We start from the raw sequence: 14,595 nt of genomic DNA on the forward strand, positions 1-14,595 counted from the left end.
CTCAGACTCCCTTCGCGCGTTGCGGCGCCACCAGCAGGTCGCCGGTCTGGTCGAAGGCGTACACCTGCGCCGGGTTCACGTGCAGCGTGATCGCGCTGCCCAGGGCGAAGTCGTGCACGCCGGTGAGCTGCGCCACGATCTCGCCGACCGCCGTGTGCACGTGCACGAAGGTGTCGGAGCCGGAGATTTCGGCCAGCTCGACCCGACCGGCCAGGGCCACGTCGCCCGGACGCGGCGCCACGCGCACGGCGCTGGCGCGGATGCCCAGGGTCAGCGCGCGGGTGGCGTGCTGCGGCAGCGCCACCGCCAGCAGCGGACCGCCCCTGAGCTGCGCACCGCCCTCGGCCACGTCGGCCGCCAGCAGGTTCATCGGCGGATCGCTGAAGGCACGCGCCACGCGCAGCGACTTCGGGCGGTGGAACACCTCGGCCGTGGGGCCGTACTGCAGCAGCTCGCCCTGGTCGAGCACCGCGGTGTAGCCGCCCAGCAGCAGGGCCTCGCCCGGTTCAGTGGTGGCGTAGACCACGGTGGAGTCGCCAGCGGCGAACAGCTGGGTCAGCTCTTCGCGCAGCTCCTCGCGCAGCTTGTAGTCCAGGTTCACCAGCGGCTCGTCCAGCAGCATCAGAGGGGCGTTCTTGGCCAGCGCGCGCGCCAGGGCCACGCGCTGCTGCTGCCCGCCCGAGAGCTCGGCCGGCAGGCGCTCGAGAAACACCTCGATGTGCAGCCGCGCCGCCAGTTCGCGCACGCGGCGCTCGATCTCGGCCCGGGGCCGACCGCCGAGCTTGAGCGGCGAGGCGATGTTGTCGAACACCGTCATCGACGGGTAGTTGATGAATTGCTGGTAGACCATGGCCACGTTGCGCTCGCGCACCGGCGTGCCGGTGACGTCGCGCCCGTCCACCAGCACGCGCCCGCTGGTCGGCACGTCCAGGCCGGCCATGAGGCGCATCAGGCTGGTCTTGCCCGCCTGCGTGGCGCCCAGCAGCACCGTGACGGCGTCCGGCGCCGGATTCAGACTCATGGGGTGGAGGTGGACCGAAGGCCCGACCGTCTTGCCCACCTGCTCCAGGGATAGCTGCATTCGATGTCCAGAAGGAGGCCCGCGGGCCTGTTGTTTTATTTTCGTTTGGCGGATTCTATTGTTCGTTTTTGTTCTTCTTTATTCGGTATTTACCCTTAACGGCCGAATATCCTTTTCCGTTATGTTCGGAGCACCCCGATCCCCGACCGCACGATGTCCATGAACCTGGCCCCCCGACACACCCACCTGCTGGACGTGGTGCGCACCCACGGCCCGCAGACCATCGAAGCCCTGGCCGAGCGCTTTGGCGTCACCCTGCAGACCGTGCGCCGCGACGTGCAGCGCCTGGCCGAAGCCGGCCTGCTCTCGCGCTTCCACGGCGGCGTGCGGCTGCCCGGCTCCACCACCGAGAACATCGCCTACCGCCAGCGCCAGGCCATGGAGTCCGAGGCCAAGACCCGCATCGCCCGGGCCATCGCGCAGCGCGTGCCCAACGGCTGCTCGCTGATCCTCAACATCGGCACCACCATCGAGGCGGTGGCGCGCGAGCTGATGCAGCACCAGGGCCTGCGCGTCATCACCAACAACCTGCACGTGGCCGCCCTGCTGAGCGCCAACCCCAGCTGCGAGGTGATCGTGGCCGGCGGCCAGGTGCGCGGCGCCGACCAGGGCATCGTCGGCGAGGCCACGGTGGATTTCATGCGCCAGTTCAAGGTCGACATCGGCCTGATCGGCATCAGCGGCATCGAGGCCGACGGCACGCTGCGCGACTTCGACTACCGCGAGGTCAAGGTCGCCCGCACCATCATTGGCCAGTCGCGCGAGGTCTGGCTGGCGGCCGACCACAGCAAGTTCAACCGCCCGGCGATGGTGGAGCTGGCGCGGCTGGACGAGGTGGACGTGCTGTTCACCGACGAACCGCCCCCGCCGCCCTTCGACGCGCTGCTGACCCAGGGCGACGTGGAGTGCGTGGTGGCCGGCCGCGACACGGCCTGACTCATTCGAGACCACAAGAGACGAGACACCCCATGAGTTACCTGCTGGCCCTGGACCAGGGCACCTCCAGTTCGCGCAGCATCGTGTTCGACCGCGACGGCCATGTCGTGGCGATGGCGCAGCGCGAGTTCCGCCAGATCTACCCGCAGCCGGGCTGGGTCGAGCACGACCCGCGCGACCTCTGGACCACGCAGCTGGAGACGGCGCGCGAGGCGCTGGCCAAGGCCGGACTGAAAGCGAGCGACATCCGCGCCGTGGGCATCACCAACCAGCGCGAGACCACGGTCGTGTGGAACCGCAAGACCGGCGAGCCGGTCTACAACGCCATCGTCTGGCAGGACCGCCGCGCGGAAAGCACCTGCGCCGCGCTGCGCGAGCGTGGCCTGAGCGAACCCGTGCTGCAGAAGACCGGCCTGCGCATCGACGCCTACTTCTCGGGCACCAAGCTGCAGTGGATCCTGGACCACGTGCCCGGCGCGCGCGCGCAGGCCGAGGCCGGCGAACTGGCCTTTGGCACCGTCGACAGCTGGCTGATCTGGCAGCTCACCGGCGGCGCGGCCCATGTGACCGACCACAGCAACGCCGCGCGCACCATGCTGTTCAACATCCACACCCAGCGCTGGGACGAGGAGCTGCTCGCGGCCATGAGCATTCCCGCGGCCATGATGCCCACCGCCCTGCCCTCCAGCGCCCACTTCGGCGAGGTGCGCCCCGAGTGGCTGGGCGGGCCGCTGGTGATCGGCGGCGTGGCGGGCGACCAGCAGAGCGCGCTGTTCGGCCAGGCCTGCTTCTCCGCCGGCATGGCCAAGAACACCTACGGCACCGGCTGCTTCATGCTGATGCACAACGGCGAACGCTTCCAGACCAGCCAGAACGGCCTGATCACCACCGCCGCCGCGCAGCCACCCGGGAAGCCGCAGTACGCGTTCGAAGGCAGCGTCTTCATCGGCGGCGCGGTCGTGCAGTGGCTGCGCGACGGCCTGCGCGCCATCCCGTCCAGCAGCGAGGTGCAGGCCCTGGCCGAGAGCGTGCCCGACGCCGGTGGCGTGATCATGGTGCCGGCCTTCACCGGCCTGGGCGCGCCCTACTGGCAGCCCGAGAGCCGCGGCGCCATCGTCGGCCTCACGCGCGGCAGCACCATCGCCCACATCGCGCGCGCCGCTCTGGAAAGCATCGCCTTCCAGAGCGCCGCCCTGCTCGACGCCATGAGCCGCGACGCGGTCGCCAGCGGCGGCGTGCCGGTGGCCGAGCTGCGCGTGGACGGCGGCGCCTGCGTCAACGATCTGCTGATGCAGATCCAGGCCGACCTGCTGGGCATCCCGGTGGTGCGGCCGGCCGTGATCGAGACCACCGCCCTGGGCGCCGCCTACCTCGCGGGCCTGCAATGCGGCGTGTACGCCGGGCTCGACGAACTCTCGAAACAGTGGCGCGCCGAGCGCGTGTTCCACCCGACGCTCTCACGGGAACGCGCGGCCGAGAAGATGGCGGAATGGGAGCACGCGGTCAGGCAGACGACAGCGCCCTGAGCGCTCAACGCCTCGGGGACAATGGCGGCATGAACACCTCCACCCATCCCCTCATCACCTTCATCGGCGGCGGCAACATGGCCAGCGCCATCATCGGCGGCCTGGTCCGCCAGGGCCACCCGACCAGCGCCCTGCAGGTGGTCGAGCCCTGGGACGAGCAGCGCGCGAAGCTCGCGCAGCAGTTCCCGGGCATGGCCGTGCTGCCCGTGGCCAGCGCGGAGCTGAAGCCTTCCGATCTCGTGGTCTGGGCCGTCAAGCCGCAGACCTTCAAGGACGCCGCCGCGGCCGCCCGTCCCCACGTGGACGGCGCCCTGCATCTGAGCGTGGCCGCTGGCATCACCAGCGACAGCATCGCCGCCTGGCTCGGCACCGAACGCATCGTGCGCGCCATGCCCAACACCCCGGCCCTGGTCGGCCTGGGTATGACCGGCCTGATGGCGCGCGCCGCCGTGAGCGCTGACGACAAGGCCCTGGTCGAGCGTGTGGTGCGCACCACTGGCGAGCTGGTGTGGGTGAATGTGGAAGCCGACCTGGACGCCGTGACCGCGCTCTCGGGTTCCGGCCCGGCCTACGTGTTCTATTTCCTCGAAGCCATGCGCGACGCGGGCGCCCGCATGGGCCTGGCGCCCGAGGTGGCGCAGCAACTCGCCATCGGCACCTTCATCGGCGCCGCCACCCTGGCCCAGCGCTCGGACGACCCGCTGCAGACCCTGCGCGAACGCGTGACGTCCAAGGGCGGCACGACCTACGCGGCCATCACCTCGATGGAAGCGTCGGACATGAAGGCGCTGTTCGAGAAGGCCTTGGTCGCCGCTCAAACCCGTGCGGCCGAATTGGGACGGGACTTCGGGAAGTAGCCCCGTGGCGTACTTCAAAGCGCTGATTGCAGACCCGCTCTTCGTGCGGGTCTGCATGCTCCTATGGGGTGGCCCAATGCTCGCTTTTGGAGCATACGTGTTGCTCTCCTGGCGGCCCACGATTGCCATAGAGTGGCTGGGCTACTCGCTGTTCGTCCTGCTTGCAGCCCTGGGCTTGTATTTGGTAACCACTGCGCTAACCAGCTCGAAAGAGAGACTTGACCGCGCCTCCACCTTCATGAGTGATGGAGGAGACATTGTTGGGCTGGTAGCCGCCGTCGCGGTCTGTCTTGTGGCGCTGCCAATCGTCGCGGTTGCTCGGCTTGTGTGGCCTCGTCGCACACAAACATAACCACCGCTGCACAGTGCCAGCGCTGTCTACCACGGTACCGCGCGATCAATCCCAAAAGGAATCAAACCAACCCGAGCACAACCCCCACAAACACCGTGAACCCTAGCCAGTGGTTCAGACGGAAGGCCTTGAAGCAGCCGTCGCGCGTGCGGTCCTTGATCAGCCGCCAGTGCCAGACCACCTGGGCCAGCGCCACCAGCAGCATGGCGCCCCAGACCAGGAGGTTCACCTGGCCCCAGAGCACGGCGGTCCAGATGCCGAGGAACACCAGGTAGAACGCGGTGATGGCCGGCACGTCGGCGTCGCCCAGGGTGATGGCCGAGGTCTTCATGCCGATCTTGAGGTCGTCGTCGCGGTCGACCATGGCGTACTCGGTGTCGTAGGCCAGCACCCAGAACAGGTTGCCCGCCATCAGCGCCCAAGCCTGCCAGGGCACCGCCTCGGTCACCGCGGCGAAGGCCATCGGGATGCCGAAGCTGAAGGCTACGCCCAGCACCGCCTGCGGCATGGACACATGGCGCTTGGCATACGGATAGATCAGCGACAGCACCAGACCCAGCACCGACCAGGCGATGGTCGCGGTGTTGGTGGTCAGCACCAGCAGGAAGGCCACGAAGGCCAGCACGCCACCCACCGCCAGCGCCTCCTTCACGCCCACGCGCCCGCTGGTCACGGGCCGCTGCGCGGTGCGCTTGACGTGTTTGTCGAACTCGCGGTCGGCCACGTCGTTGACGCAGCAGCCGGCGCTGCGCATCAGGATGGTGCCCAGCACGAACACCACCAGCAGGTGCCAGCCCGGAAAGCCCTGCGCAGCAATCCACAGCGCCGAGAGCGAAGGCCAGAGCAGCAGCAGCCAGCCGGCGGGCCGGTTCCAGCGGATCAGGTCGAGGTAGAGCGCCAGCTTGGACGGGCGCGGTTCGGGCAATGCAGCGGAGCTCATGACAGTCTCTTCACACCCGGCAGTTCGCAGGCATAAACGGCGTTGCGCAGTTCGGCGATGGCTTCGTAGCGCGTGAAGCTGCGGCGCCAGGCCAGCACCACGCGCCGCGTCGGCGGGTCGCCGTCGAAGGGCAGGTAGTGCACGAACGATGCGTCGCCCAGGTCCTGCGAGTTGTCGGCCGAGCCGTCGAGCGCCGAGCGCGGCACCGACAGGCGCGGCACCAGGGTCACGCCCATGCCGGCGGCCACCATGTGCTTGATGGTCTCCAGCGACGAGCCTTCGAAGCTCTTGCGGATGCCCTCGGTGTCGCTGGAGAAACGCGCGAACTCGGGGCAGACCTCCAGCACGTGGTCGCGGAAGCAGTGCCCCGTGCCCAGCAGCAGCATGGTCTCGTTCTTGATCTCGTCGGTGGTGATGGCCTTGCGCTTGGCCAGCGGGTGGCTGGCCGGCACGGCGGCCATGAAGGGCTCGTCGTACAGCGGCGCGATGGCGAGGTTGGTGTCCGGGAACGGCTCGGCCAGGATGGCGCAGTCGATCTCGCCCAGGCGCAGCTGCTCCAGCAGCTTGACGGTGAAGTTCTCCTGCAGCATCAGCGGCATCTGCGGCGTGCGCTCGATGACCTGGCGCACCAGGTTGGGCAGCAGGTAGGGGCCGATGGTGTAGATCACGCCCAGCTTGAGCGGGCCGGCCAGTGGGTCCTTGCCGCGCTTGGCGATCTCCTTGATCGCGGCGGCCTGCTCCAGCACGGTCTGCGCCTGGCGCACGATCTGCTCGCCCAGCGGCGTGACGGCGATCTCGCTGGCGTTGCGCTCGAAGATCTTGAGCTCCAGCTCTTCTTCTAGCTTCTTGATCGCCACGGACAGAGTAGGCTGCGACACGAAACAGGCCTCGGCGGCCTTGCCGAAGTGCTTCTCGCGCGCCACGGCCACGATGTATTTCAGTTCCGTCAGGGTCATGGCTGTATTTTGCTCTCGGACGCCGCGCCGCCTGCGCCCATGGGCATGTCGTCCAACCCGGACAGGCCCGGGAGGCCCCCGTCCAGCACCGGCATGTCCGCCAGGCGGTCCAGCACCACCTCGCGCACGCAGTGCCTCAGCCATCGGTGCGCCGGGTCGGCGCTGTACCGCGGGTGCCATATCAGGGACACGGAGAACGCCGGCACCTGCACCGGCAGCGGGGCGCTGAACATGCCGTCGCGAAGGCTGTGGGTGTGGCGCTCGGGCACGTTGGCGATGTAGTCGGTGGCGCGGGCCAGCGCCAGCGCCGCGGAAAAGCTGCCCACGCTCAGGTCCAGCTGGCGCCGCAGGCCCAGACGTTCCAGCGCCAGGTCAACGCCCTCCTGCCCACCCATGCGATGGGCCACGCCGATGTGCCGGCCAGCGACGTAGGGCTGCAGTTCGTGCAGCCGGCCGGCCAGCGGGTGCCCCTGGCGCACCACCGAGACAAACCGGTCGCTGAACAGCGCCTGGGCCCGCAACTCCGGCGCCAGCGCCGGCCCCACCACCGCAGTTTCCAGATCGGCCAGACCTTCCCGCAAGGCCGCGCTGTCCCGCTCGGTCTTCTGCTCGAAGCACAGGCGCACGCCCGGCGCCTGCGCGGCCACACGCTCGACCAGCGCGGCGCCGAAGTTCTCGACAAAGCCCTCGCGGTTGCGCAGGGTGAAGGTCCGCTGCAGCTGCTGAAGGTCCAGCACATCCGCGGGTTGCAGCACCTCCACGCTGTCCTGCACCAGTTGGCGGACCTGCTCCCGCAGCGCCAGGGCACGGGGCGTGGGCACCAGGCTGCGCCCGGCCCGGACCAGCAGCGGATCTCCCGTGGTGGCCCGCAACCGCGCCAGCGCCCGGCTCATGGCCGAGGCGCTCAGGCGCAGCCGGCGGGCCGCCCCCGCCACGCTGCCTTCCTGCAGCAGGACATCCAGCGTGAACAGCAGGTTGAGATCGGGCGTGGGCATGGCCGCACCATAGCGCAAACCCGTCATACATGGCGTCAGACGCAACATATCAATGCAACCCATGCGTCTTCCGCCATGTCATGCAAAAAAATACAGTGCCCTCACGCCTGCTGTGCAGGACTTTTGAGGAAACGCCACCATGTCCCAATTTCTTTCCCACCGGCCCGGCCCCACAGGCGCCCTGGCCGGTCTTTCGCTGTCGGTGCTGCTGTCGTCGCTGGGCACCAGCATGGCCAATGTGAGCCTGCCCAGCCTGACGCAGGCGTTCGGCGCATCGTTCCAGCAGGTGCAGTGGGTGGTGCTGTCCTACCTGCTGGCCATGACGGCGCTGGTCGTCGTGGCCGGGCGACTGGGCGACCGCCTGGGCCGGCGCCGCCTGCTCATGGCGGGTCTGCTGCTGTTCACCCTGGCCTCGCTCCTCTGTGCACAGGCACCGTCCCTGGAAGCCCTGGTGGCGGCCCGCGCCCTCCAGGGCCTGGGGGCCGCGACGATGATGACGCTCGCCATGGCCATGACGGGCGAGACCGTTGGCAAGGAGCGCACTGGCAGCGCCATGGGCTGGCTGGCCAGCATGTCGGCGGTGGGCACCGCGCTCGGGCCGTCGGTCGGCGGCCTGCTGATCGCCTGGCTGGGCTGGCGCGCCATGTTCCTGTCCACGCTGCCCCTGAGCCTGCTGACCCTCTGGCTGGTCCACCGGCACCTGCCGGCGCCCGCCCCGGTGTCTGCGTCCCGAAGCGGCACGCCGGCGGGGGGCGCGGCGCTCTGGCAAGGGACCGCGCTGGGTGCCAGCCTGGTCATGAACGCGCTGGTGGCCACGGTCATGATGGCCACACTGGTGATCGGCCCGTTCTTCCTGTCCGGTGGCCTGGGGCTGGAGACAGTCTGGGTTGGGGCCGCGATGTCGGCCGGACCGATGATGTCCATGGTGTTCGGCTTCGTGGCCGGGAAACTGGTGGACCGCTGGGGCGCGGCGCACACGCTGCGCATCGGCCTGCTGGTCATGCTGGCCGGCGCGCTGGGGCTGGCGGTGCTGCCCGGTCCGTGGGGTCTGGCGGGCTACCTGCTCGCCATCTCGGTCCTGACCCCGGGCTACCAGCTGTTCCAGGCCGCCAACAACACGGCCACCCTGACCCGGCTGCCCGCGGCGCGCCGGGGCGAGGTCTCCGGCTTGCTCAACCTGGCGCGCAACCTGGGCCTGATGGCCGGGGCCTCGGTCATGGGCTGGGTGTTTGCCTGGGTCACCACGGAGCCCGCCGCCGCCGCACCCGCGACCCTGCTGCACGGCGTCCAGGTCACGTTCGGGGCCGCGGCCGGACTGCTCGTGCTGTCCATGTTCGTGGGCCGCACGCCCCGCCCGGCGGCGTCAGGCCTTTAGGTACTCGGCCTTGGTGCCGAGCCAGCGGCCCACATGCCGCTCGGCGGCTTCGGGGAACCTGAGCAGCATCTGCGCCGCCGCCTCGCGGGCCCATTCGAGCAGGTGGGTGTCGGTGGCCAGGTCGGCAAAACGCAGCAGCGGCGCGCCCGACTGGCGGGCGCCGAGGAACTCGCCGGGGCCGCGGATCTCCAGGTCTCGGCGCGCGATCTCGAAGCCGTCGTTGGTCTCGGCCATGGCCCTGAGCCGTTCGCGCGCGGTCTCGCCCAGGCGTCCGCCTTCGTTGGGCGTGTAGAGCAGCACGCAGGCCGAGGCCGCCGCGCCGCGCCCCACCCGGCCGCGCAGCTGGTGCAGCTGCGAGAGGCCGAAACGCTCGGCGTGTTCGATCACCATCAGCGAGGCATTGGGCACGTCCACGCCCACCTCGATCACCGTGGTCGAGACCAGAACGCCCATGTGGCCGCCGCTGAACAGCGACATCACCGCCTTCTTCTCGGCCACCGGCATGCGCGAGTGCAGCAGGCCGACCAGCACGCCGGGGAGCAATTGACTGAGTTCGGCATGGGTCGCGGTCGCGTTCGAAAGGTCGATCGCCTCGCTCTCCTCGATCAGCGGGCAGACCCAGTAGACCTGCCGGCCCTCGGCCACCTGGGCGCGGATGCGCTCGATGACCTCGTGGCGGCGACTGTCGGATACGACCTTGGTGACGATGGGCGTGCGGCCAGGCGGCAGCTCGTCGATGGTCGAGACATCGAGGTCGGCGTAGTAGCTCATCGCCAGGGTTCTGGGAATCGGCGTGGCCGACATCATCAGAAGGTGCGGTTCGCCCGCACCCAGCTCAGCCCCCCCCATCTTGGATCGCAGCGCCAGCCGCTGCGCCACGCCAAACCGGTGCTGTTCGTCGATGATGGCCAGGGCGAGGTTTTTGAACTGCACCTGGTCCTGGATCACCGCGTGCGTGCCGACCACCAGCGCGGCCTCGCCGCTGGCGATGAGTTCGAGCATCTCCGTGCGCTGCTTTTTCTTCTGGCTGCCGGTGAGCCAGGCCACGCGTTTGCCCAGGGGTTCGAGCAGCAGTTCCAGCCAGCCGATGAGCTTGGCGAAATGCTGCTCGGCCAGGATCTCGGTCGGCGCCATCAGCGCGCACTGCCAGCCGCTGTCGATGGCGATGGCGGCGGCCAGCGCGGCCACCACGGTCTTGCCCGAGCCCACGTCGCCCTGCAGCAGCCGGTGCATGGGCACCTGGCGCTGCAGGTCGCGCGCGATCTCTTCGCCGACGCGGCGCTGCGCGGCCGTCAGCGCGAACGGCAGCACGGTCAGCAACTGCTCGTGCAGACCACCCACCTTGGCCGACAGACCCGGCGCGCGCAAGGCGTCGCGCTCGCGCTTGGCCTGCAGCTGCGAGAGCTGCTGCGCCAGCAGCTCTTCGGCCTTCAGGCGCTGCCAGGCGGGGTGGCTGCGGTCTTCCAGCGCGCCCATGGCCACGTCCGGGCCCGGGTGGTGCAGGTATTCCAGCGCCTGGCGCAGCGACATCAGCGGCGCGCGCAGGCCCTGCAAGGTGTCCTGCAGCGAGCTCAACACCGGCTGCGGCAGGGTTTCGCTGAGGTCGGCGCGCTTGAGGCCCGACACCACGGCCTTGCGCAGGTAGGCCTGCGGCAGCTGGGCGCTGGTGGGGTAGACGGGGGTCAGCGCCTCGGGCAGTTCGCCGCCGGCCGCGTGGAAGGCGGGGTGCATCATGGTCTTGCCCATGAAACCGCCGCGCACCTCGCCGCGCACGCGCACCCGAGCGCCGACCGCCAGCGTCTTCTGGTGCGAGGGATAGAAGCTGAAAAAGCGCAGGGTGCAGGTGTCGCTGCCGTCGTCCAGCGTGACCAGCAGCTGGCGGCGCGGCCGGTACTGGATGTCCTGCTTCGTCACCGTGCCCTCGACCTGCACCACCTCGCCATCGCGCGCGTCGTGCAGGGCGACGATGCGGGTTTCGTCCTCGTAGCGCAGCGGCAGGTGCAGCGCCAGGTCGATGTCGCGCACCAGGCCGAGCTTGTGCATGGCCTTCTGCGGGGCAGAGAGTTCCTTGCGCGGGGCGGTGGGCGGGGCTTCGGGCATGGGACAATTCTGCCTGTACTTCCATCCATACCTTCACTTGGAACGGGCCTCGTCCGGCCCTCAAGCAGCATGAGCACCTCTCCGGTTTCTTCGGCACGCGCCTTCACCGTCGCCGACTTCGATTTCACCCTCCCCGAACACCTGATCGCCCAGCACCCGGCCGCCGAGCGCAGCGCCTCGCGCCTGCTCGACGGCACCGGGTCTGAGCCGGTGGACCGCATCTTCCGCGAGCTGCCCGGCCTGCTGCAGCCGGGCGACCTGCTGGTTTTCAACGACACCCAGGTGGTCAAGGCGCGCCTGTTCGGCGAGAAGGCCAGCGGCGGCAAGCTGGAGCTGCTGATCGAACGGGTGCTGCTGCCGCACGAGGCGCTGGACGGCTCGCCCAACGAGGTCGTCGGCCACCTGCGCGTGAGCAAGAAGCCCCTGCCCGGCGGGCGCCTGCACCTGGCCGGCGGTTTGAAAGGCGGCGGCTTCGACGCGGTGTTCATCGGCCGCTGGCCCGACGAGCAGGGCCAGCTGTTCCGCCTGCGGCTCGAGGGCCCGGCGGGCGAAGACCCGTACACGCTGATGGCGCGCCACGGCCATGTGCCGCTGCCGCCCTACATCACGCACGGCGACGACGCCGAAGACGAGCGCCGCTACCAGACCGTGTTCGCGCGCGTGCCCGGCGCCGTGGCCGCGCCGACCGCCGCGCTGCACTTTGACGAGGGCGTGTTGTCCGGGCTGGAGGCCCGCGGCGTGCGGCGCGCCAACGTGACCCTGCACGTGGGCGCCGGCACCTTCGCGCCCATGAAGACCGAGCGCATCGAGGAGCATGTGATGCACCACGAGCGCTACGCCATCCCGCCCGCCACGGTGCAGGCGATTGAGGACTGCCGAGCGCGCGGCGGCCGCGTGGTCGCCGTGGGAACGACCACGGTGCGCACGCTGGAGAGCTGGGCCAAGACCGGCGAGCTGCAGGGCGACACCAACATCTTCATCACGCCGGGTTTCGACTTCCGCGTGGTCGATGTGCTGGTGACCAACTTCCACCTGCCCAAGAGCACGCTGATGATGCTGGTCAGCGCCTTCGCGGGGTACGAACACGTGATGGCGCTGTACCGCCACGCGGTGGCGCAGGGCTACCGCTTCTTCAGCTACGGGGATGCGATGCTGCTGGCTCGCTCAACGGCCGCCTGAAGATCAGGCGCCGAGATTCAAGAAGACCCGTCCGCCCTCGACCTTCGCCGGCCAGACCTTGATCGGCTGGGTGCAGGGCGGCAGCGTCGCCTCGCCCGTGCGCAGGTCGAAGCGGCCCTGGTGAAACGGGCACTCGATCTCGTGCCCCTCCACGAAGCCGTCGCACAGCTTGGCGTTGCCGTGGGTGCAGAGGTTGTCGGTGGCGAACACCTCGCCCTCCACCGAGAACAGCGCGATGTCGCGCCCGCCCGGCGCCACCGGGATGCCCGCGCCTTCGAACAGATCGGCCTCGGCGGCCACGTCGGTCCAGTTGCTCATGAAGTGCTCCTGCATTGTCAAAGTCATGTCCAGCGCGAAATGCCTGTTCGGGGATGCGGTGGAACCGGCTCTGCCGGGCCACTCGCATCGCCCCCTTGAGGGGGTGACGCCGCAGGCGGCGCAGGGGTGGGCCTATATCGGGTAGATGATCGAGTTCGGGATCATCTCGCTGTCGTAGACGCAGAGACGTTGCGCGAACTTCAGTCCGTCGGGCGTCTTCGCCACGATGTCCAGGTAGCGCCCGACGTTGAACACCGTGCTGGGGCCGTCGAGCTTGGTGCGGAAGACCGCGTAGTTGGCCTCGCAGTGCAGCCGGCCCTGCTCGTCGATCTGACGGACGACGGGTGCGCCCACCACGTGGCGCTGGTAGTACGGATCGTGGAACAGGGTTTCCTTGATGCCGTAGACGCGGTCGCGCAACATGGCCTGGCTGTCGAAGGCCAGTGTGGACAGCGGAACGCCGCGCTCGTGGTTCTCGCGCGGCTGCAGCTTGTAGACGCAGTCCGTCGTGAAGAAGGTCGGCCAGAGGTCCCAGTCGCCGCTGTCGACGGCCGAGGCGTAGTCGCTGTAGAGCGCCTGCAGGGCCTGGAAGGTCTCGAAGTCGAGCGCGCTCATGCGGTACCTCCCTTGTTCTTCTCCGGTGCTTCCATGACCTTGCGCCAATATTCGTACATGCCGCGGATCAGCGTCTCGGTCACCATGTGGTCGGTCTCCCCCACCTCGCGCCCGCCCAGCTCGGCCAGCGCCCGGTGCTGCGGCTTGCTCTCGAAGGCCTGCTGCGAGAACTCGATCACCTCGCCGTCGTCGGCGCTCACGAAGCCCGCCGGGCCGAACAGGTTGGCCTGCCGCAGGCGGCGTTGCGTCATCTCGGGCGTGTCGTCCTCGAAGCCGAAATGCGTCCACACGAAGTCGAAGGCGCCGTGGCCGTCGGGCTGGATGTGGCGCGTGCTCACGCTGTTGACTTGCTGCTGGAAGATGACGCTCGGAAAGAGTGTCGTCATCACCGCGGTCGGCATCTGGTCGCCCATCTGCCACCAGGGCTCGGGCACGATGTCCAGGAAGCGCGGATCTTCCAGCTGCATGCTCTCCTTGAAGCTCGACACCTGGGTCACCTGTGCCGCCTGGCCGCTGGCCTGGCCCATGCTGCCGCGGGTGGACACCATGGCCGCATGGCGGTGGTGTGCGTCCATGCGCAGCTCGCTCCTGTTGTCGGCGCGCCAGAGGCCGAAGGTGACGAACCAGGTGTGCAGCAGACCCGGGTGGTACGGGTCTTTGATGTTCTCCTGCATCAGCTTCCAGTTGCCGGGGATGCGCTGTCGGTTGTAGCCCAGGATGGTGAGTTTTCGACCGTTGAACAGCCGGTCGAAGTAGCGCAGGATGGTCGGCCCCATGTAGTCCTCGAGCGACTCGACGCCGTGGTCGAACGACGCAAACACCACGCCGCCGCGCACCGCCACCTTGAGCTTGGTCAGCGCGTGGTCCTTGGGGTTGAAGTCGGCCGGCATGCCGCCGTTGACCTTGCCGTCCTGCCGCACGCCGCGGCGGAACGGCACGCCCTGCAGCGTGCCGTCGGGCTGGTAGCTCCACTGGTGGTAGGGGCAGACGAACTCGGTGGCGTTGCCGTGGCGCTTGCGGCAGAAGCGCATGCCGCGGTGCGCGCAGACGTTCTCCACCACGTGGATCTGGCCGTCGGCCGCGCGGGTCATGATCACCGAGCGCTCGCCGACCACGGTGCGCTTGAAATCACCGGGGTTCGGGATCTCGGCTTCGAGGCCCACGTAGCACCAGTGGCCTTGGTAGAAGAGGCGTTCCAACTCGCGCTGGTGGCGCTGCTCGTCGGTGTAGACAGCGAAGGGAATGCGGCTGGTGCCGCCGGCTTCCCAGTGCAGGGCGTCGGGGGAAACGGACATGGCTTGTCTCCACGGGTGTTCTTGTGGCGCCCATGATGGCCGCCGCCCCGCCATCCGGCAAGGGAATCGG

Annotated in this window: 13 protein-coding genes; 5 read left to right on the forward strand and 8 right to left on the reverse strand. The window is 69.1% G+C overall.

Annotated elements, in window-relative coordinates:
• Position 1: 1 nt before the first annotated feature.
• Entirely contained in the window at positions 2-1,081 is a 1,080-nt protein-coding gene (locus DD542_RS07685; protein ID WP_127804837.1) for an ABC transporter ATP-binding protein, read from the reverse strand.
• 159 nt (positions 1,082-1,240) lie between these two features.
• Here DD542_RS07685 and DD542_RS07690 point away from each other — a divergent pair, with 159 nt between their 5' ends.
• From DD542_RS07690 to proC, 3 genes are read left to right on the forward strand one after another with little or no spacing between them, the layout of a single operon-like run.
• Positions 1,241-2,017 carry a DeoR/GlpR family DNA-binding transcription regulator gene (locus tag DD542_RS07690; RefSeq protein ID WP_127804839.1) on the forward strand — a complete coding sequence of 259 codons (777 nt, stop codon included), beginning with the start codon at positions 1,241-1,243 and terminating at the stop codon, positions 2,015-2,017.
• A 32-nt stretch (positions 2,018-2,049) separates the two neighbouring features.
• Positions 2,050-3,543 (forward strand): glycerol kinase GlpK, encoded by a 1,494-nt coding sequence (gene glpK / locus DD542_RS07695; RefSeq protein WP_127804841.1) that lies wholly within the window; start codon positions 2,050-2,052, stop codon positions 3,541-3,543.
• Between the two features lie 29 nt (positions 3,544-3,572).
• The gene (gene proC / locus DD542_RS07700) at positions 3,573-4,400 is read left to right on the forward strand and encodes a pyrroline-5-carboxylate reductase (RefSeq protein WP_127804843.1); all 828 of its coding nucleotides are present in this window, start codon (positions 3,573-3,575) and stop codon (positions 4,398-4,400) included.
• 413 nt (positions 4,401-4,813) lie between these two features.
• On the opposite strand, the gene ubiA is transcribed toward proC, so the two are convergent.
• From ubiA to DD542_RS07715, 3 genes are read right to left on the reverse strand one after another with little or no spacing between them, the layout of a single operon-like run.
• Positions 4,814-5,692 (reverse strand): 4-hydroxybenzoate octaprenyltransferase, encoded by an 879-nt coding sequence (gene ubiA / locus DD542_RS07705; protein WP_127804845.1) that lies wholly within the window; start codon positions 5,690-5,692, stop codon positions 4,814-4,816.
• Positions 5,689-6,648 (reverse strand): hydrogen peroxide-inducible genes activator, encoded by a 960-nt coding sequence (locus DD542_RS07710; protein ID WP_066157265.1) that lies wholly within the window; start codon positions 6,646-6,648, stop codon positions 5,689-5,691. Before DD542_RS07710 ends, ubiA begins: the two co-directional genes overlap by 4 nt.
• Positions 6,645-7,643 (reverse strand): LysR family transcriptional regulator, encoded by a 999-nt coding sequence (locus tag DD542_RS07715; RefSeq protein WP_127804847.1) that lies wholly within the window; start codon positions 7,641-7,643, stop codon positions 6,645-6,647. The genes DD542_RS07710 and DD542_RS07715 overlap by 4 nt, the downstream gene beginning before the upstream one ends.
• A gap of 139 nt (positions 7,644-7,782) precedes the next feature.
• On the opposite strand from DD542_RS07715, the gene DD542_RS07720 reads away from it, so the two are divergent.
• The gene (locus DD542_RS07720; protein WP_127804849.1) at positions 7,783-9,018 is read left to right on the forward strand and encodes an MFS transporter; all 1,236 of its coding nucleotides are present in this window, start codon (positions 7,783-7,785) and stop codon (positions 9,016-9,018) included.
• On the opposite strand, the gene recG is transcribed toward DD542_RS07720, so the two are convergent.
• Positions 9,007-11,118 carry an ATP-dependent DNA helicase RecG gene (gene recG / locus DD542_RS07725; protein ID WP_127804851.1) on the reverse strand — a complete coding sequence of 704 codons (2,112 nt, stop codon included), beginning with the start codon at positions 11,116-11,118 and terminating at the stop codon, positions 9,007-9,009. The genes DD542_RS07720 and recG overlap by 12 nt on opposite strands.
• Before the next feature lie 69 nt (positions 11,119-11,187).
• Between recG and queA the strand changes: the two genes are divergently transcribed.
• Entirely contained in the window at positions 11,188-12,297 is a 1,110-nt protein-coding gene (queA, locus tag DD542_RS07730) for a tRNA preQ1(34) S-adenosylmethionine ribosyltransferase-isomerase QueA (protein WP_127804853.1), read from the forward strand.
• Between the two features lie 3 nt (positions 12,298-12,300).
• On the opposite strand, the gene DD542_RS07735 is transcribed toward queA, so the two are convergent.
• The 3 genes from DD542_RS07735 to DD542_RS07745 all read right to left on the reverse strand — a co-directional run bounded on the left by DD542_RS07735 (position 12,301) and on the right by DD542_RS07745 (position 14,525).
• The gene (locus DD542_RS07735; protein ID WP_127804855.1) at positions 12,301-12,615 is read right to left on the reverse strand and encodes a non-heme iron oxygenase ferredoxin subunit; all 315 of its coding nucleotides are present in this window, start codon (positions 12,613-12,615) and stop codon (positions 12,301-12,303) included.
• A gap of 132 nt (positions 12,616-12,747) precedes the next feature.
• Positions 12,748-13,230: an aromatic-ring-hydroxylating dioxygenase subunit beta gene (locus DD542_RS07740; protein ID WP_127804857.1), complete on the reverse strand. Its 483-nt coding sequence runs from the start codon at positions 13,228-13,230 to the stop codon at positions 12,748-12,750.
• On the reverse strand, positions 13,227-14,525 hold the full coding sequence (locus tag DD542_RS07745; protein ID WP_127804859.1) for an aromatic ring-hydroxylating dioxygenase subunit alpha: 1,299 nt from the start codon (positions 14,523-14,525) through the stop codon (positions 13,227-13,229). The genes DD542_RS07740 and DD542_RS07745 overlap by 4 nt, the downstream gene beginning before the upstream one ends.
• Positions 14,526-14,595 lie beyond the last annotated feature (70 nt).

Origin of the sequence: Hydrogenophaga sp. NH-16 (assembly GCF_004006415.1) — a bacterium.
Taxonomy (GTDB): domain Bacteria; phylum Pseudomonadota; class Gammaproteobacteria; order Burkholderiales; family Burkholderiaceae_C; genus Hydrogenophaga; species Hydrogenophaga pseudoflava.